The organism is Pseudomonas sp. NPDC089396 (assembly GCF_044749545.1).
Classification (GTDB): Bacteria; Pseudomonadota; Gammaproteobacteria; order Pseudomonadales; family Pseudomonadaceae; genus Aquipseudomonas.
This window is the reverse complement of sequence record NZ_JBIVIC010000019.1, coordinates 23049-40498: the sequence shown is the minus strand read 5'-3', so window position 1 is coordinate 40498 and position 17450 is coordinate 23049. Positions and strand designations below refer to the sequence as shown.

Below are 17450 nucleotides of genomic sequence, written 5' to 3'. Positions count from 1 at the left end.
TTGGCCGCCCTTTTTGTTTCCGGCTACAAGCCCTGTGGGCGTTGGCTTGTCGTGGCAACGAACCACCATGATGGGCCGCGAAGCGGCCCGCTGCAGACTCAGGCCTTGCCGAGCAGGCGCGCCAAGCCTTCGACCATCGAAGTCGGCTCGGGGAAATCGAACCGCGCCAGCAACCGCTGGTTGTCCGCCCGCGAATGGCGGATGTCGCCCGAACGTGCCTGGCCGTAGCTCACCGCCGGCAAGCTGCCCACGACCTGTTCCAGCGCCTTGAGCAACTGGTTCAGCGAGGTCGCCTGGTTCAGGCCGATGTTCACCGCGCCCTCCTCTACCTGCGGCTGCTCCAGCGCCTGCACCATCACTTGCACCAGGTCGCCCACATAGAGGAAGTCGCGCGTCTGCTCGCCATCACCGAACACGGTGATCGGCAAACCCTGGGTCGCCCGCTCGCTGAAGATGCTGATGACCCCGGAATAGGGCGAGGAAGGGTCCTGGCGCGGGCCGAAGATATTGAAGAAGCGGAACACTACCGGTTCCAGGTCATGCTGGCGGCGGTAGAAGTCCAGGTACTGCTCGCTGGCCAGCTTGTCCACGGCGTACGGGGTCAAGGGTGCCTTGGGCGTGTCTTCGGCAATCGACTGGCCTTCGCCATTGTTGCCGTAAACCGCGGCGCTCGAGGCGAACAGCACGCGGCGCACGCCATGCACGCGCATGGCCTCGCACACATTCAGGGTGCCGATGAAATTGCTCTGGTGGGTCTTTACCGGGTCTTCGACCGAAGCCTGCACCGAGGCCACGGCGGCCAGGTGGACGACAGCCTTGCAGCCTGCCGCGGCGCGCTCGACCAGTTTGGCGTCGGCGACATCTCCTTCGATCAGCTCCAGGCGCGGGTTACCCAGCTGCAGATTGGCGCGCTTGCCGGTGGAGAGGTCGTCGAGCACACGCACGGCGTAGCCTTTGTCCAGCAACGCATCGCACAGGTGGGAGCCAATGAAGCCGGCACCGCCGGTGATCAGGATGGGGGCATCAGCCATGGCGGTAGAAACGGTCCAGTAGGGGCGGCAAACCGGCGCGCCAGGCACGCGGCTTGATGCCGAAGGTGTGAAGTATTTTCTTGCAGGCCAGCACCGCATGCTGCGGTTCTTCGCTGGCATCGGGGCGAGCGGCATGGGCCTGGGCGGTCGGTGCCTGCACCGCCAACTGGCGATACTGCCCGGCCTCGGCGAGTATCGCCTGGCCCAGCGCCAGCGGCGTGGTCGCCTCGTTGCCAGCGTAATGGTAGGTGCCCCACAGCGGCGCGTTGCAATCGAGCTGCTTGAGCACCGAGAGGATTACCCGCGCAGCATCGTCCACCGGCGTCGGGTTGCCTCGTCGATCATCGGCCAGCAGCAGCTCCTGGGGTTGCTCGGCGCGGGTCAGGAAACGGCCCAGGGCGCCGTCGATGCTTTCGTCCAGCAACCAGCCGAAACGCAACAGCACATGTTGCGGGCAGGTCGCTCGCACACTCTGCTCGATGCGCCACAACGCCTGGCCGCGCAGGCCCAAGGGTACCGGTTCGTCCTTTTCGCTGTAGGCGGTCGCTCGCGAGCCATCGAACACCCGGTAGCTGGAAGGCTGCACCAGGGTGATCTGGTGGTGCTGGCACAGCTCTGCCAGCCGTTCCACCGCCCGCTCCTGTTGCGCCAGGCGCTGCTCGCTGACCGACTCGGCCTGAAACCAGTCGAAATAGTAGGCCAGGTTGACCAGGGCATTGGGGCGATTGTCGTCCAGCAGCTGCGTGAGGCTGGCCGGCCCCCAGCCGCCTTCTGGCGGGCGCGGCGCCAGAAATGCGATGCCTTCCTCGGCCCCGAGACGAATCAGCGCTTGCCCGAGGGCATTGCCACCACCCAACAGCATCAGGCGCATACGCATAGAGTCAGCAGATCCGAACAGGTTGATTGGAGGAAAGGGGTCATTTTGCGGTTTCCGGGCGGGGAAGTCCAACCCAGGGGCCAGGGACAGTTCCTACATCGATCAAGGAACGAGCTGACTTTCTTGAGCCGAAGTGACCGCATTGAATAGCGACTCGCCCACTTCCAGTTGAAAACATCGATCTTTCCCGCCAGTGGGACAACACAATCAAACACAAGGAATGTTGCATGTTTCATCCAGAAGTCGCACATCTGAACTTCACCCCGGAACAGCGCCAAGCCTTGACCAGCGCCAGCCAGGCCATCACTCGATCGGGTGGCCCTGAAGCAAAGGGAGCAACGATTCAGGCCAGAAGCTTAGCCGAACGCCTCAAGCGCATGCTGAGCGTGGAGCAGCAAGCCATTCTGGAACACTTTGCCGAAGGCCGGCTTTGCGCACTGCTGTTTACGCAGATGCAGGGTTGCGACGATGACCCAGTCCCTGAGCGGTTGCCCGAACTTCCTGCACTGGCGGGCAATGATCATTGCCAATACCTGGCATCGCGCAACCAGTTGTTGCTCGAACTGGTGCGGCATCGTGCTTTTGCCTTCGACATCGACAACGAAGGTAGGCAGGTGCGCCTGGTCGGCAACTTCAAAGGCGGCGGCTGCGTACCGAAGCCCGAGGAAATCGCTGGCGCTGAAGTCGAAACCAGCTCGCATGCCGGTTTGCGCCTGGGACCACACACTGAAGCGCCTTACAACTGCTCGACCCTGGCCCACACGGGCCACTCTCCGGCACCTTCCGCCCTGATCCTCACTGCACGCTGGAACCCGGCAGAAGAACCTACCTACGTATTTCCAGTGCAAGACATCCTCGAACGCTTGAACTACCTCGATGTACTGGCACTTACGTCGGCCTCGTTCGACTTCACACGCAGTGACTGCTTCGCCGATGGGTGCGGGTCGGCTGGCAAGGCCATCTCGATGTTGCAGTTCGAAGCCAACGGCGGCTTCTCGCTGCGCTACAACAGCTACCGTTTCTCCCTCAACGATCATGCAAGCAGTGCTGCTAGCCGAGCGTTCGACAACTTTCAACAGGCAGTCAACGACACCCAGCCACTCACCTTCATTCTGCAACCTGCTTGCGCGCTGCTGATCAACAACAGCCGGGCCTTGCACGGCCGCGACAGAGTACGGGACAACCGGCGCCTGCTGGTTCGTCAGTTCGGCTATTCGCCCTTCGCGACGCCTTTGGTGCTTGCCGAAGACCCTTTGCTGGTCCGTGGCTGAGAGGAGGACGCACAATGCTCGAACTTGACTGGACGCTGATCCTCACACTCGCTCTGGTTGCGCTGGCAGCAGGTTTCCTCGATGCCATTGCCGGAGGCGGCGGTCTGATCACCCTGCCGGTTTTATTTGTGGCCGGTATCGAACCCCTGGCTGCGATCGCCACCAACAAGTTCCAGGCCGCCTCGGCCACCGTATCCGCCACGGCCGCGTTCGCGCGAAAAGGGATGATCGACTGGAGACAGGGCATGCCCATGGCGGCCATGTCATTCCTCGGCGGGGCTGCCGGAGCCTTGTCGGTCAGCTTCGTGCCCAGAACGGTACTCCAGGCGTGCATACCGATTCTGCTGATTCTGGTAGCGCTTTACTTCGCCTTCAGCCCAAAGCTTAACGAGCAGGTACGCAAAGCCAGAGTGTCGCTCGCCCTGTTCTGCATGGCAGTCGCTCCGCTCATCGGTTTTTACGATGGCATTTTCGGCCCCGGTGTTGGTTCGTTCTTCATGCTCGCCCTTATTTTGCTGCTGGGGCAGCACCTCATGCAGGCTATCTGCAGCAGCAAGCTGCTCAATGCGTCCTGCAACCTGGGAGCCCTGTCGGTGTTTGCCTACGGTGGCTCCATCATCTGGCCATTGGCACTGGCAATGGCAATGTGCGCCATCATCGGCGCCCAACTCGGCGCTCGTAGCGCCCTCTTCTTTGGGCCGCGACTGGTCAAACCACTGCTGATCACAGTGTGCTGCCTGATGGCGTTGAGGCTGCTGCTCGACAGCAGTCATCCCGTAGGTGGATGGCTGCGTCAGCTTTGAACCTTCGCGAGGTTCTCGTTGGTCCTATCGCCGGCAAGCCGGCTCCCACAGGTACAGCGCCGTATTTCTTGTGGGAGCCGGCTTGCCGGCGATAGGGCCAGCACAGGCAATACCGTTATTCGATCTCGAACAGACTGTTGCGCAACGGCCCCACACTCAACCGCTCACGCACATCGTCATCGATTCGCGGATCATCCGGCTGGTACAGCTTTACCTGCCGGTAGGCATTGATGCGGTTGATTTCCTCGCCCAGAAACTCCCACACCACACGGGTACAGGCCGGATTGCGTCGGTCACCGCTGGAGACGCCGGTCTTGAGCCCATTCAAGCGGGTAATGCGGCTCTTGAAGCTGGGAATGAGGATGGTCTGGCTCATCTCGTTCAAGGTCAGCGACTCGTAGTCGATCAGGAACACCCGGTCTTGCAGCTGGAACGCCGCGCCCAGATAGCGGCAGCGCACCTCAGCGTGTTGCTCGGTAGCGCTGGAACGTTCCTGGCGCTCCTGCCGCTCGAACAGGAAGCGGCCGCGTTCTTCCCACAGATGCACCAGCGACACCAGGATCGTGCCCGGTACCGACATGCAGTTGGAATATTCGAAGTAGTAACCGCAGTAGCGCGACAGATTGCCAGCGTGTTCGTGCAACGGCCGGAACAGTTCGCTGATCGGGTCGCTAGGCTGATCGGCCACCGCGGATACCCGGGCGCCGATCAGCCGGGCGAACTGCTCGGCCGGCAGGTTCAGCTCGTAATCCTCGACACCGAAGAAATCGCCGATGCGCTTGAGGTTGAACGCCGTCGGGCGGCTTTGCCCGCTCAGGTACTTGTTGAACTGCGCGCGGTTGATCGACAGCTGGCGGCAAACTTCGGAAATAGAGCGGTAATGGCTGCAAGCCAGTTTGAGGTTGGTAGCGAAATGATCGCCCATGAGCAGGTTCCAGGTGACGCGAATGACGCCATTTTAGCATCAAGTCGCATCAAGTCAGAGCAAGCCGCGAAATTGTAACCACTCTTGTCATAGCCAAACATGCCCCCAACGAATAGCGGTGCGCCTGCCGTCCGCTGGTCTTTCCATGCAAAGAATAAGAATCGAGGTCATTTTCCAATGCTCGAAGCACTCAACGATTTCCTTTCGGGGAAACTCCTCATCGTGCTGATCGTCGGTCTCGGCGGTTACTTCACCATCCGCTCGCGGTTCGTTCAGTTTCGCCACTTCGGCCACATGTTCACCGTGTTCAAGGAATCGCTGCGTGGCCAGGCAGGCCAGCTGAGCTCCTTCCAGGCCCTGATGCTGAGCCTCGCGGGTCGCGTAGGCGCCGGTAACATCGCCGGTGTCGGCATCGCCGTGACCCTGGGCGGCCCTGGCGCGGTGTTCTGGATGTGGGTCACGGCCCTGGTGGGCATGGCCAGCAGCTTCTTCGAGTGCACCCTGGCCCAGGTCTACAAGCGCGCCGACGGCGATGGCCTGTACCGTGGCGGCCCGGCCTACTACATCCAGCATGGCCTGAAGCACAAAGGCATGGCAGTGGTGTTCTCGATCCTGCTGCTGGTCACCTACGGCTTCGCCTTCATCGGCCTGCAGTCGTACACCGTGACCCACTCGCTGCAAAACGCCTTTGCCTTCGACCCAAGCCACACCGGCATCGTCCTCGCAGTGCTGCTGGCCATCACCTTCCTCGGCGGCATCAAGCGCATCGCCGCGGTGTCGGACCTGCTGGTACCGGTCAAGACCCTGGCCTACATCGGCGTGACCCTGTACGTGATCGGCACCCAGATCGAACACGTACCGGCCATGCTGGAAACCATCTTCAAGAGCGCCTTCGGCCTGGACCCTGCATTCGGCGGCCTGCTCGGCAGCGCCATCGTCATGGGCGTGAAGCGTGGCGTGTTCGCCAACGAAGCGGGCCTGGGCAGTGCGCCCAATGTCGCCGCCGTGGCCGCCGTGAAGCACCCCGGCGCGCAGGGTGTGGTCCAGGCCTTCAGTGTGTTCCTCGACACCTTCGTGATCTGCACCTGCACCGCGCTGCTGATCCTGCTGTCGGGCTTCTACACCCCAGGCTTCGAGGGCGATGGCATCGTCCTGACTCAGAACTCGCTGGCCGCCGTGGTCGGTGACTGGGGCCGCGTGTTCGTCAGCGTGGCGCTGTCGCTGTTCGTCTTCACCTGCATCCTCTACAACTACTACCTGGGCGAGAACAGCCTGCAGTTCCTCAGCCGCAACCGCTTGGTGCTGATGGTGTTCCGCGCCCTGGTGCTGGCGCTGGTGGTCTGGGGTTCGATGCAGGACCTGTCGACCGTGTTCGCCTTCGCCGACATCACCATGACTTGCCTGGCCTTCGTCAACCTGATCGCCCTGGCCCTGCTGTTCAAGGTCGGCCTGCGGGTCATGCGCGACTACGATGACCAGCGCAAGGCGGGCATCAATCAACCAGTGTTCGACTCGGCCAAGTTCGCCGACCTGGACCTGGACCGCAATGCCTGGCCGGCCAATCCGCAAGTTGAACCCGCCGCGGGCAACGCCACCGGCCAAGTCCAGCCACAACGCTGATATCCTGCCCTGCACAGCCGCCCCGTCCGCGGGCGGCTGCTTCCCCTCCGCTCACCGCTACGGATGCTCTCCATGCGTGCAGTCAAGAATCTCCTCGTCCTCTATACCGGGGGCACCATCGGCATGCTCGAAACCGCCGAAGGCCTGGCGCCAGCCGGTGGTTTTGAAGCGCGCATGCGCGAACACTTCGTCCAGCTGACCGCTGCACCGCAGGTGCATTGGACGCTGCAGGAACTGAACCCGTTGCTGGACAGCGCCAACATGCAGCAGCACAACTGGCTGGCCATGCGCGATGCCATCGTCACGGCGGTGGATGCGGGGCATGACGGCGTGCTGGTGCTGCATGGCACCGACAGCCTGGCCTACAGTGCGGCGGCACTGTCGTTCCTGCTGCTGGGCCTACCAGTGCCGGTGCTGCTGACCGGCTCGATGCTGCCGGCCGGAGCGCCGGGCAGCGATGCCTGGGATAACCTGTGCGGGGCCCTGCGCCAGTTCGAACAAGGCCTGGAGGATGGCGTGCAGCTGTACTTCCACGGGCAGCTGCTGCATGGCTGCCGCGCCTCGAAGTTGCGCAGTGAAGCGTTCGACGCCTTTGCCGCGCTACCGCGCCATCGTGAAGGTTCGCGCGCGAGCGCGGTGCCTGAGGCATTGCGCTATGGTCAGCAGCGCCAGCCGGTGAATCTGGCCGTGATGCCGGTGTACCCCGGCTTGCAAGCCGAACATTTGCGCGGCGTGCTGGACACGGGTGTGCAAGGTCTGGTGCTGGAATGCTATGGCAGTGGTACCGGGCCGTCGGACGATCAGGCGCTGCTTGATGTGCTGCGTGCGGCGCGTCAGCGTGGGGTGATGCTGGTTGCCATCAGCCAGTGCCCGCAAGGGTCGGTGGTGTTCGATACCTATGCGGCAGGCAATCGACTGCGTGCTGCGGGGTTGGTCAGTGGCGGCGGGATGACACGCGAGGCGGCGCTGGGCAAGTTGTTCGGGCTGCTGGGGGCGGGGTTGGATGTCGAAGCGGCGGAGCAGTGGTTTGCGCTGGATCTGTGTGGGGAGCGGGCCTGACTGGTGACGGCTCGGGCCTCATCGCCGGCAAGCCGGCTCCCACAGGTACAGCGCCGCCCTTGAGTGCTGCGCGGCGATAGGGCACTACAGGTGGAGCGCTGGCCTTGAGTGCTGCGCGGCGATAGGGCACTACAGGTGGAGCGCTGGCCTTGAGTGCTGCGCGGCGACAGGGCACTGCAGGTAGAGCGCTGGTCTTGAGTGCTGCGCGGCACCTGTGGGAGCCGGCTTGCCGGCGATAGGGCCACTACAGACATAAAGATTGGCGGAAGGCAGCGGGAGTCGAACCTGCCCGGGAACGGCTGCCGTCCCCAACCGGGTTTGAAGCCCGGCCGCGCCACCGGGCGCGATTGCCTTCCTTGAACTCAGTGCCTGGCTTGCTGCTGGGCCAGGGCGCTGTCGGCACGGATGTGACGCTGATCGGCAACCCTGCGGGTCAAGCCGATGCGGTCGAAGTATTCGAGAATCTGCACACTGCGCTTGCGACCGATGCCCAACATATCGCGAAACGCGGCCACCTGCACTATCGGCGTTTCGCTGGCTTGCACGAGCAGCAGCTCTGCCATGCGCTTTAGCGTCGCCTCGGGATAGAACAGGTCGCGCACCACCTGGTGCACCAGCCCCAACCGCGCCAGCTTGCGCAGCAAGAGTCGCACTTCAGGCTCGGGACACTTTTCTTCAGTGGCCAACGTCCTGACCCAGGGCGGATCGTAGCGCCCCTCCAGCAACTTCGGCAGCAGGCGCGCCCACAAGGCGTTGTCGGCCTCGCTCAGCTGTACCTGGTGATCGGGCAAGTGCAGCCACGGCCCGCTACTGGCAACCGTACCGTCGTTGAGCAGCTCATCCAGCAAGCTGACGAACACCGGGCGCTCCAGCGGCAAAGCGGCAAAGCGGCGCAACCGGTCACGGTCAGGGCCGAGCTGGTCGGGCTCCTGTTCGTGGAACTGGGCCAACTGCGCCAGAACCTGCCGCTTGAGCGCTTGCCATTGGCCGTTGGCGAACAGCACCGGGCCCTGCCGCGTGGCCACCACCAGCACGTCCTGCGGCAGATGCCAGGTTTCACGCAGCCGATTGAACTGGCGCTCCAGGCGCTGCGGATCGAGGCCGCCAGGCGCGCTGGCGAGCAGTGCCGGCAGGGCTTGTTCGAGGTCCTCGGCATCGCGCAGCACCTGCAACTGACGCAGGCGCTCGTCACTGCGCCGCTGGCGACTTGGCGCAAACGGGTCGAGCACCTTGCCGCCACCCAGCGTTCGCTGTGCGCGCTGATCGCGCAGCACCAGGCGGTCGCCGTGCACCGCTTGCAGCGGCGCGTTGAGCAGCAACTGGGCGAACATGCGCTGGCCCGCCGCCAGGGATTCGCCTTCGAGTAACGCCACCCGCGCCGTCACATCCTGGGTGCCGAGGTGAACGTGCACGGCGCTGAAGTGTTCGAAGAGGCGCGTCTCGCTCGGCAGCAGGTTCAGTTCGATATCCACCCGTGCGCTGGGCGCATGCAGCCACTCGGGCACTAGCCAGTCGCCACGATGCACCTGCTCTACCGCCAGGCGTTCAGCGGCGATATTCAGCGCCACTCGCTGGCCGGCCTCGGCCACCAGCGCGGTCTGGTTCTGCGCATGCAGGCCTCGCACCCGCACCCCTTTGCCGGCCTTGCCCAGCAACAGCGTGTCACCGGCACTGACGCGCCCGGCCAGCGCCGTGCCGGTCACCACGACACCGGCGCCAGTCACGGCAAAGGCACGGTCCACGGCCAGGCGGAAACCACCGCGCACGCTGCGCTGACGCACACGCGCTTCGGCCTCCAGCAAGGCCTGGCGCAGCGACTCGATGCCCTCCCCTGTGATGCTCGACAGCGGAAACTGCCGCGCCCCGGCATACGGCCCCGGCGCCAGCAGTTCGCGGACTTGTGCCTGGACTTCGGCCAGGCGCGCCGGCTCGACCCGGTCGCATTTACTGATGGCCACCAGCGCCTGGGGAATGCCCAACAACTCGAGGATCGCCAAGTGCTCTCGGGTCTGCGGCATCACACCGTCGTCTGCGGCCACTACCAGCAACACCAGGTCGATGCCATGGGCACCGGCCAGCATGTTGTGGATAAATCGCTCATGGCCTGGCACATCGATGAAACCAGTCAACGGCGCGCCTTCGGCGAGCGACGCATAACGGTAGCCCAGGTCGATGGTCATGCCTCGGTCGCGTTCCTCCTGACGCTGGTCACCGGGCTGGCCGGTCAGGGCCTGAAGCAGCGCGGTCTTGCCGTGGTCGATGTGCCCGGCTGTACCAACGATCACTGCACCGGCCCCAGCCGCAGGGCGGGCAATTGCGCCAACCACTGGGCTTCGTCGTCGAGCTGGCGCAGGTCAAGCCACAAGGCATCGTCATCGATGCGCCCAAGCACCGGCACGGGCAAGTCGCGCAGGGCACGCTCGAGCACATGCAGGCTGCGCCCGCGCAGTTTCTTCGACACCTGCGGGCGCAGGCACAGGGCGGCGCTCGGCAAGCGCGCCACCGGCTGGCTGCCGCTGCCGATCATGCCCAGCGCGGGCTCCACGCTGACCGCCCATTGCTCGCCGAGGCGGGCTTTCAGTTCAGGGGCCAGGCGATTGGCCTGGGCCTGGATGTCGGCCTGGCTGCGGGTCAGCAGGCGCAGGCTGGGCAGGCGCTCGGCCAGGCGGTCGGGGTTGCGGTATAGCGCCAGCACCGCTTCAAGTGCGGCGAGGGTGATCTTGTCGACGCGCAGGGCGCGCTTGAGCGGGTTTTTCTTGATCTTGGCGATCAGTTCCTTGCGGCCGACGATGATGCCGGCTTGCGGGCCGCCGAGCAGTTTGTCGCCGCTGAAGGTGACGATGTCGGCGCCGTCAGCCAGGGCCTGGCGCACTGTCGGCTCGGCGGGCAGGCCCCAGCGCGTCAGGTCGAGCAGACTGCCGCTGCCGAGGTCTTCGAGCAGTGGCAGTTCATGCTGGTGGGCGATGCGTGCCAGCTCGGCGGTAGGCACCTGGGTGGTGAAGCCCTGGATGCTGTAATTGCTGCAATGCACGCGCATCAGCAAGCCGGTACGCGGGCCGATGGCCGCTTCGTAATCGCGGGCGTGGGTGCGGTTGGTGGTGCCGATCTCGTGCAGCTTCACCCCGGCGCGGGCCATGATGTCGGGGATGCGGAAGGCGCCGCCGATCTCGATCAGCTCGCCTCGGGAAATGATGCCCTCCTTGCGTGCGCCGAGGCTGTTGAGCGCCAGCAGCACGGCGGCGGCGTTGTTGTTGACCACGGTGACGGCCTCGGCGCCGGTCAGCTCGCGGATCAAGCCCTCGATCAGGTCGTCACGGTCGCCGCGCTTGCCGGTGGCCAGGTCGAATTCGAGGTTGAGCGGGTAACGCGCGGCGGTCTGCATGGCTTCGACGGCCTCTTCCGGCAGCAGGGCGCGGCCGAGGTTGGTGTGCAGCACAGTGCCGGTGAGGTTGAACACGCGGCGGACCTGGCTGCGTTGCTGGACGGCCAGGCGTTCGCCAGTGCGGCCCAGCAGGACTTCGGCGGCCAGTTCGGCGGCGCTGAGTTGGCCATTGCGAACAGGGTCACGAAGGTCGTCGAGCAGGTGGCGCAGGGTGGCCAGGACGGCGTCGCGGCCGTGGCGGTCGATCAGCGGGAGGCAGGCCGGGTGGCGCAGCAGGGTGTCGATGGACGGCAGGCGTGGGGTGTCGCTGGCGGGGCTTGGAGACATGCAGTACTACCTTGGACGGGTCCATTGTCTGTTCGGGCCCTATCGCCGGGGGGGGCGGGGGCGGGGGGGGGGGGGGGGGGGGGGGGGGGGCGCGGCGGGGGGGGGGGGGGGGGGGGGGGGGGGGGGGGGGGGGGGGGGGTGGGGGGCTTTTGTGGGTGGGGGCCCTGGGGCGGCCACGGGGGCCCCCACGGTTCCGCGGCTGTGCCGTAAACCGGGGGGTCCCGGGGGGGCGCGGGCTTGCCGGCGATAGGGGCGACTCGATCTTGCAGTGTAGACACTCACCCACCACCAGGCGCGAGCATCAGGTTCGGTGCCAGGCGATGGAAGCCCTCCTCGTCCAACCGGATATCCAGCGCCAGGCTGGCGAGGTCATCGGCCAGCGGTTCGGCTGCGGCATCGTTCTCCAGATAATTCTGCTTCAGATAGCTGTTGCACCCAGGGCAGCACTCAGCCTGCAACGGCGCCTTGCCTGGCGCATGGCGATCATCCTCCAGGCTGGTGTAGCGCAAATCCTTGCTCGCCTCGCAATACACGCACTTGACCCGCACCACATGCCATTCACAGGCACACAGTGAACAGGCCAGGTAACGCAAACCGTTGTGCTTGCCGCGATTGCGTACCACCCCGGCCATCGCCGGCGAGCCGCAAGCGGGGCACTGGGCCAGGCTGTCGGCAGGCTTCAGCTCTGGCGCAGGCAGCGCCAGCAGCCAGCTGGACCAGGCCGCTTGCAAGGCGGCGCCAATGAACGGCACCAGTTCTGCCGGTACCGCATCATATTGGCCAGCGAGCAAGGCGATACCCCAACCCTTGCGCTGGCTGTCGTCACTGCCTCGCAGCCGATGCAGCGCCTCGCCCAGCGGGCCGCTGGTTTCATCCTCGAAGTGTGCGAGCAATGCCTGCAACCAGACCAGCCACGGCCCTTCACGCACCAGGCTGTCAGCCGCCAGCGGCGGCAGCCCATGACTTATGCACAGGCGCTGGCGCTCCTCGGCCACCGGCAAGGCACCGGGGGGGTTATCCACAAGCTGCTGCTGGACGCGGCACAGGCGCGCGACCAGTTTCAGGTACCGGCCCAGCGCATTGCCCTCGGCCAGATGCACCAGGCGGGCGGCGCGCAGTTCGAACAGGTTGGCCGGCGGCAGATGCAGAAACGGCGGCATCACGGCCGACGCTTCGATCTGCCCGGGTTCGAGTATCGTGCTCAAGCGTTCATCCTTCTTTACGTCCGTGCGGGTGGGGCGGCTTGTCGTCCGTCACTTCGCGGTACCACAACTCATGGTGCTTGCGCGCCCAGGGGCGGCTGACCCAGCCATGCAGCATGGCGCCGATCGAGCCCTTGATCCAGATGCCGGCGTAGATGTGCACGATGATGCTGAGGATCAGCACGAACGCCGCCAGGGCATGGAGCAAGGTGGCCAGGCGAATGACGCCGATTTCGAAGTAAAGGCTGAAGTATGCGCGCCAGATCACCACGCCGCTGATCAGCAGCACCAGCATGCACGCGAGCAGGGTCCAGAACAGCAACTTCTGCCCGGCGTTGTACTTGCCGATGGGGGGAACGCCGTCTTCCCGATTCACCATCACCCGGTCGATGCGGCGCAACCACAGGCGGTCGTTGGCGGTGATGAAGTTGGCGCGCCAGAAGCGAAACACCAGGCCCAGGAAGAACACGAACATCGCCACCCCCAGGAACGGGTGCAGGATGCGCGTCCAGGGGCCGCCACCGAACAGATGGCTGAGCCAGAACAGCGCGGGGTGGAACAGCGCCAGCCCGGACAGCCCGGCGAGGATGAACAGGATGGCGACGATCCAGTGGTTGGTCCGCTCGTTGGCGGTGTACCGCATTATTGGCTTCTTGTCGTTCATGGCCGCTGCTCCCCTTGCCCGCCGGGCCGATTGGGGTCATAGACATGGACCGCCGGGTCCACCTGATGCACGCTGTCGTCCGGCGGCGTGGGGTGTTCATCCTCCTCGACCCGTTGTGGGCCGATCCGCACGTAATGGAAGAATCCGGCCAGTACCGCCGCGCCCATGGCCAACAGCGCCAGCGGCTTGGTAAAGCCTTTCCACAGGCCCACCAGCGGGCTGATCACGGGTTGGTCCGGCAGGCCTGCATACAGCCTGGGCGTATCGGCGTGGTGCAGCACATACATGACGTGGGTACCGCCGACGCCGTCCGGGTCGTACAAGCCGGCGTTGTCGAAGCCCCGCGACTTGAGGTCGACGATGCGCTCGGCGGCGTGCACCTTCATTTCGTCCTTGCTGCCGAAGACGATCGCCCCGGTCGGGCAGGTCTTCACGCAGGCCGGTTCCAGGCCCACGCTCACGCGGTCGGAACACAGGGTGCACTTGTACGCCTTGTGGTCCTTCTGCGAGATGCGCGGAATGTTGAACGGGCAGCCGGTGATGCAATACCCACAGCCGATGCAATGGTCCTGGTTGAAGTCGACGATGCCGTTGGCGTGCTTGATGATCGCCCCCGGGCTCGGGCAGGCCTTCAGGCAACCTGGGTCGGCGCAGTGCATGCAGCCATCCTTGCGGATCAGCCACTCCAGGTTGCCGTCGTCGCGCTCGTGCTCGGTGAAGCGCATCAAGGTCCAGGTCTCGGCGGTGAGGTCCTGGGGGTTGTCGTAGGTGCCGTGGTTGTGGCCGACCTCGTCACGCAGTTCGTTCCACTCCGAACACGCCACCTGGCAGGCCTTGCAGCCGATGCACTTGGTGGTGTCGATCAGCTTGGCGACTTCCTGCTGCTGGCGTACCGAAGGCGGTACGGTGGTGGTGGCCGAGCGGGCGATGATGTCTTGGCTGGCCATCAGATTTTCTCCACTTTGACGAGGAACGACTTGGACTCCGGCGTCTGCGTGTTGCCATCACCCAGGAACGGCACCAGGGTGTTGGTCAGGTAGCCGTGCCGCGTCGCACCGGTGAAGCCCCAGTGCAACGGGATGCCGATCTGGTGCACGGTCTGGTTGTTGACCTGCAGCGGACGAATCCGCTTGGTCACCACTGCCACCGCCTCGATATGCCCGCGCTTGCTCGACACCCGCACCCGGTCGCCCGCCTTGATGCCCTTATCAAAGGCCAGCACCTCGCCGATCTCGACGAACTGCTCGGGCTGGATGATTGCGTTGAGGGGGCAGTGCTTGCTCCAGAAGTGGAAGTGCTCGGTCAGCCGGTACGTGGTCGCCGCATAGGGGAACTCGTCGTGCGTGCCGAGGGTGTCCCACACCGAATCGAAGATCCGCCCGGCCGGGTTGCTGGTGGCCTTCTTGTTCTGCGGATGCAACGGGTTGATGCCAATGGGCGTCTCGAACGGCTCGTAGTGCTCGGGGAACGGGCCTTCGGCCATCTTGTCGATGGCAAAGAACCGCGCCACGCCCTCGGGGTTCATGATGAACGGGTTCATCCCGGCTTCCGGTGGCGAGTCGACCTTGAAGTCGGGCACGTCGGTGCCGGCCCAGGCCTTGCCGTTCCACCACACCAGGCGCTTCTTCTCCGGGTCCCATGGCTTGCCCTGCGGGTCGCTGGAGGCACGGTTGTAGAGGATGCGCCGATTGGCCGGCCAGGCCCAGGCCCAGTTCTGCACCTGGTGCATGCCGAACGGGTCGCTGTTGTCACGGCGCGCCATCTGGTTGCCCTGCTCGGTCCAGCTGCCGGCGAAGATCCAGCAACCCGACGCGGTGCTGCCGTCGTCCTTGAGTTGGCCGAAGCCCGCCAGTTGCTGCCCTGCCTTGATGACCGCGCCAGTCGGGTCGGTGACATCGGCTACCGCCCAGCCGTTCATCTCCTTGGCCAGCTCTTCCGGGGAAGGCTCTTCAGGGATCTTGTACGGCCAGTGGATGTTCAGCATGGCATCCGGGTAGGCGCCACCCTCGGTCTGGTACCGGTGGCGCAGGCGCAGGAACAGCTCGCTCATGATCTGCACATCGGTGCGGGTTTCACCCGGCCCATCGGCGCCCTTCCAGTGCCACTGCAGCCAGCGGCTGCTGTTGACCAGCGAGCCGTCCTCCTCGGCAAAGCAGGTGGTGGGCAGGCGGATCACCTCGGTCTGGATGTTGGCCGTGTCGACATCGTTGAACTTCCCGGCGTTACGCCAGAACTCCGAGGTCTCGGTGGCCAGCGGGTCCATGATCACCAGCCACTTGAGCTTGCCCAGGGCGGCGGTGACGCGGTTCTTGTCCGGCAGCGCGGCGATCGGGTTGAAGCCTTGGCACATGTAGCCGTTGACCTTGCCCTGGCCCATCATCTCGAACATGCGCAGCACGTCGTAGGCTGGCACGTCGAGCTTGGGCAGCCAGTCGTAGCCCCAGTTGTTTTCCGCGGTGGCATTGGCGCCGTACCAGGCCTTCATCAGGCTGACGTGGAACTTGCCGTAGTTCTGCCAGTAGGACAATTGCCCAGGGCGCAGGGGTTTGGAGGCGCGCTTGTCGATGTAGGTGGCGTAGTCCTGCTCGGCATCGCCGGCCAGGGTCAGGTAACCCGGCAACGAGTTCGACAACAGGCCCAGGTCGGTCAGGCCCTGGATGTTGGAGTGCCCGCGCAAGGCGTTGACCCCACCGCCCGGCATGCCGACGTTGCCCAGCAGCAACTGGACCATCGCCGCACTGCGGATGATCTGCGCGCCAATCGAGTGCTGCGTCCAGCCCAGTGCATAGAGGATCGTCATGGTCTTGCCCGGTACCGAGCAGGTGGCGATCTCTTCCCAGATCTTGAGCATGGCGTCCTGCGGCATGCCGCAGGTCATGCTGGCGATTTCCGGGGTGTAGCGGCTGTAATGCTGCTTCATCAGCTGGAACACGCAGCGCGGGTGCTGCAGGGTCGGGTCGACCTTGGCGAAACCGTCCTCGCCCAGCTCGTAGCCCCAGCCCGACTTGTCGGCATACACGCGCTTGGCCTCGTCGTAGCCGCTGAACAGCCCGTCCTCGAAGCCATAGTTTTCTTTGACGATGAACGACACGTCGGTGTAGTTGCGCACGTACTCGTGCTGGATCTTGTCGTTGCTCAACAGGTAATTGATCAGCCCGCCCATGAAGGCGATGTCGGTACCGGTACGGATCGGCGCGTAGTAGTCCGCCACCGAAGCGGTACGGGTAAACCGCGGGTCGACCACGATCAGCCGCGCCTTGTTGTGCGCCTTGGCCTCGGTCACCCACTTGAAGCCGCACGGGTGCGCTTCTGCTGCGTTGCCACCCATCACCAGGACCAGATTCGCGTTGGCGATATCGGACCAGTGGTTGGTCATGGCGCCACGGCCATACGTCGGGGCAAGACTTGCCACCGTCGGGCCATGTCAGACACGTGCTTGGTTATCGAACCCCAGCATGCCTGTTGCGCGAACGACCTTGTGGGTCAGGTAGCCAGCCTCGCTGGAGGCGGCGGAGGCAGCGAGGAAACCGGTGGTAAGCCAGCGGTTGACCGTCTGCCCCTGGGCGTTCTTCTCGATGAAGTTGGCGTCGCGGTCCTGCTTCATCAGGTCGGCGATGCGGTCGAGCGCTTCGTCCCATTCAACTCGTACCCATTCCTTGCTCCCCGGCTTGCGTACCTCGGGGTACTGCAGGCGGCTGGGGCTGTGGATAAAGTCGAGCAGGCCGGCGCCTTTCGGGCACAGGGTGCCGCGGTTGACCGGGTGGTCGGCATCGCCTTCGATGTGGATGATGTTCTGTTTGACGTTTTTGCCCGCATCGCCCTGGCTGTACATGATCAGGCCGCAGCCGACCGAGCAGTAGGGACAGGTGTTGCGGGTTTCTTTGGTGTGCGCCAGCTTGAAGTGACGCACCTGCTCGGCGAACGCAGGCGTCGGGGCCATGCCCAACGCTGCCAGGCTCGAGCCTCCAAGGCCGACGGCGGCGACCTTGAAGAACTGCCGACGGTTGAGGTCCATCGTGCACTCCTGATCAGGTGTATGGACGCACGGAACATGGCCGGCGTCTCTTGCGTAGTCACGGTGGCGGCTTTTTGATGGCCGCCAGAAGGTAAGACTAGTCAAGAAACGCAAAGGTGCGATGACTTGGGTCATGGGCAGGGGCCTTATCGCCGGCAAGCCGGCTCCCACAGGAATCTCACTGTTCTCAAGTGCGGTGCTGTACCTGTGGGAGCTGGCTTGCCAGCGATAGGGCCAGCAGCCGTAAGATATTTCTGAACCTGAAACCAAATGC

Annotated in this window: 13 protein-coding genes and 1 tRNA gene; 4 read left to right on the top strand and 10 right to left on the bottom strand. The window is 64.6% G+C overall.

What is annotated here, in order from left to right; translation table 11 throughout:
• Nucleotides 1-98: 98 nt before the first annotated feature.
• Both ACIPZB_RS25285 and ACIPZB_RS25280 read right to left on the bottom strand, forming a co-directional pair.
• Nucleotides 99-1031: an NAD-dependent epimerase/dehydratase family protein gene (locus ACIPZB_RS25285; RefSeq protein WP_400643203.1), complete on the bottom strand. Its 933-nt coding sequence runs from the start codon at nucleotides 1029-1031 to the stop codon at nucleotides 99-101.
• Nucleotides 1024-1908: a sugar nucleotide-binding protein gene (locus tag ACIPZB_RS25280; RefSeq protein ID WP_008092333.1), complete on the bottom strand. Its 885-nt coding sequence runs from the start codon at nucleotides 1906-1908 to the stop codon at nucleotides 1024-1026. The genes ACIPZB_RS25285 and ACIPZB_RS25280 overlap by 8 nt, the downstream gene beginning before the upstream one ends.
• A 227-nt stretch (nucleotides 1909-2135) precedes the next feature.
• On the opposite strand from ACIPZB_RS25280, the gene ACIPZB_RS25275 reads away from it, so the two are divergent.
• Complete coding sequence (locus ACIPZB_RS25275) at nucleotides 2136-3179, top strand: hypothetical protein (protein WP_400643202.1); 1044 nt, start codon at nucleotides 2136-2138, stop codon at nucleotides 3177-3179.
• Nucleotides 3180-3193: 14 nt separating this feature from the next.
• Nucleotides 3194-3982, top strand: a complete 789-nt coding sequence (locus tag ACIPZB_RS25270; protein ID WP_400643201.1) for a TSUP family transporter — start codon at nucleotides 3194-3196, stop codon at nucleotides 3980-3982.
• A gap of 115 nt (nucleotides 3983-4097) precedes the next feature.
• Here ACIPZB_RS25270 and ACIPZB_RS25265 read toward each other — a convergent pair whose 3' ends face one another.
• The gene (locus ACIPZB_RS25265) at nucleotides 4098-4907 is read right to left on the bottom strand and encodes a helix-turn-helix domain-containing protein (protein WP_400643200.1); all 810 of its coding nucleotides are present in this window, start codon (nucleotides 4905-4907) and stop codon (nucleotides 4098-4100) included.
• Nucleotides 4908-5084: 177 nt separating this feature from the next.
• Between ACIPZB_RS25265 and ACIPZB_RS25260 the strand changes: the two genes are divergently transcribed.
• Together ACIPZB_RS25260 and ACIPZB_RS25255 are read left to right on the top strand one after the other, a co-directional pair.
• Nucleotides 5085-6527 (top strand): alanine/glycine:cation symporter family protein, encoded by a 1443-nt coding sequence (locus ACIPZB_RS25260; RefSeq protein WP_400643199.1) that lies wholly within the window; start codon nucleotides 5085-5087, stop codon nucleotides 6525-6527.
• 72 nt (nucleotides 6528-6599) lie between these two features.
• Nucleotides 6600-7586 carry an asparaginase gene (locus ACIPZB_RS25255; RefSeq protein ID WP_400643198.1) on the top strand — a complete coding sequence of 329 codons (987 nt, stop codon included), beginning with the start codon at nucleotides 6600-6602 and terminating at the stop codon, nucleotides 7584-7586.
• Between the two features lie 260 nt (nucleotides 7587-7846).
• Here ACIPZB_RS25255 and ACIPZB_RS25250 read toward each other — a convergent pair.
• The 7 genes from ACIPZB_RS25250 to fdnG form a co-directional block, all read right to left on the bottom strand.
• Nucleotides 7847-7942, bottom strand: a tRNA-Sec gene (locus ACIPZB_RS25250).
• A 6-nt stretch (nucleotides 7943-7948) separates the two neighbouring features.
• Nucleotides 7949-9871, bottom strand: a complete 1923-nt coding sequence (gene selB / locus ACIPZB_RS25245) for a selenocysteine-specific translation elongation factor (RefSeq protein ID WP_400643197.1) — start codon at nucleotides 9869-9871, stop codon at nucleotides 7949-7951.
• Nucleotides 9868-11295 carry an L-seryl-tRNA(Sec) selenium transferase gene (gene selA / locus ACIPZB_RS25240; protein WP_400643196.1) on the bottom strand — a complete coding sequence of 476 codons (1428 nt, stop codon included), beginning with the start codon at nucleotides 11293-11295 and terminating at the stop codon, nucleotides 9868-9870. The genes selB and selA overlap by 4 nt, the downstream gene beginning before the upstream one ends.
• A gap of 278 nt (nucleotides 11296-11573) precedes the next feature.
• Nucleotides 11574-12500, bottom strand: coding sequence for a formate dehydrogenase accessory protein FdhE (gene fdhE, locus ACIPZB_RS25235; protein WP_400643195.1), 927 nt, complete (start codon nucleotides 12498-12500; stop codon nucleotides 11574-11576).
• A 4-nt stretch (nucleotides 12501-12504) separates the two neighbouring features.
• The gene (locus tag ACIPZB_RS25230; RefSeq protein WP_400643194.1) at nucleotides 12505-13161 is read right to left on the bottom strand and encodes a formate dehydrogenase subunit gamma; all 657 of its coding nucleotides are present in this window, start codon (nucleotides 13159-13161) and stop codon (nucleotides 12505-12507) included.
• The gene (gene fdxH, locus ACIPZB_RS25225) at nucleotides 13158-14108 is read right to left on the bottom strand and encodes a formate dehydrogenase subunit beta (protein ID WP_400643193.1); all 951 of its coding nucleotides are present in this window, start codon (nucleotides 14106-14108) and stop codon (nucleotides 13158-13160) included. Before fdxH ends, ACIPZB_RS25230 begins: the two co-directional genes overlap by 4 nt.
• Nucleotides 14108-17176, bottom strand: a complete 3069-nt coding sequence (gene fdnG / locus ACIPZB_RS25220) for a formate dehydrogenase-N subunit alpha (protein WP_400643192.1) — start codon at nucleotides 17174-17176, stop codon at nucleotides 14108-14110. The genes fdxH and fdnG overlap by 1 nt, the downstream gene beginning before the upstream one ends.
• Nucleotides 17177-17450: the final 274 nt, after the last annotated feature.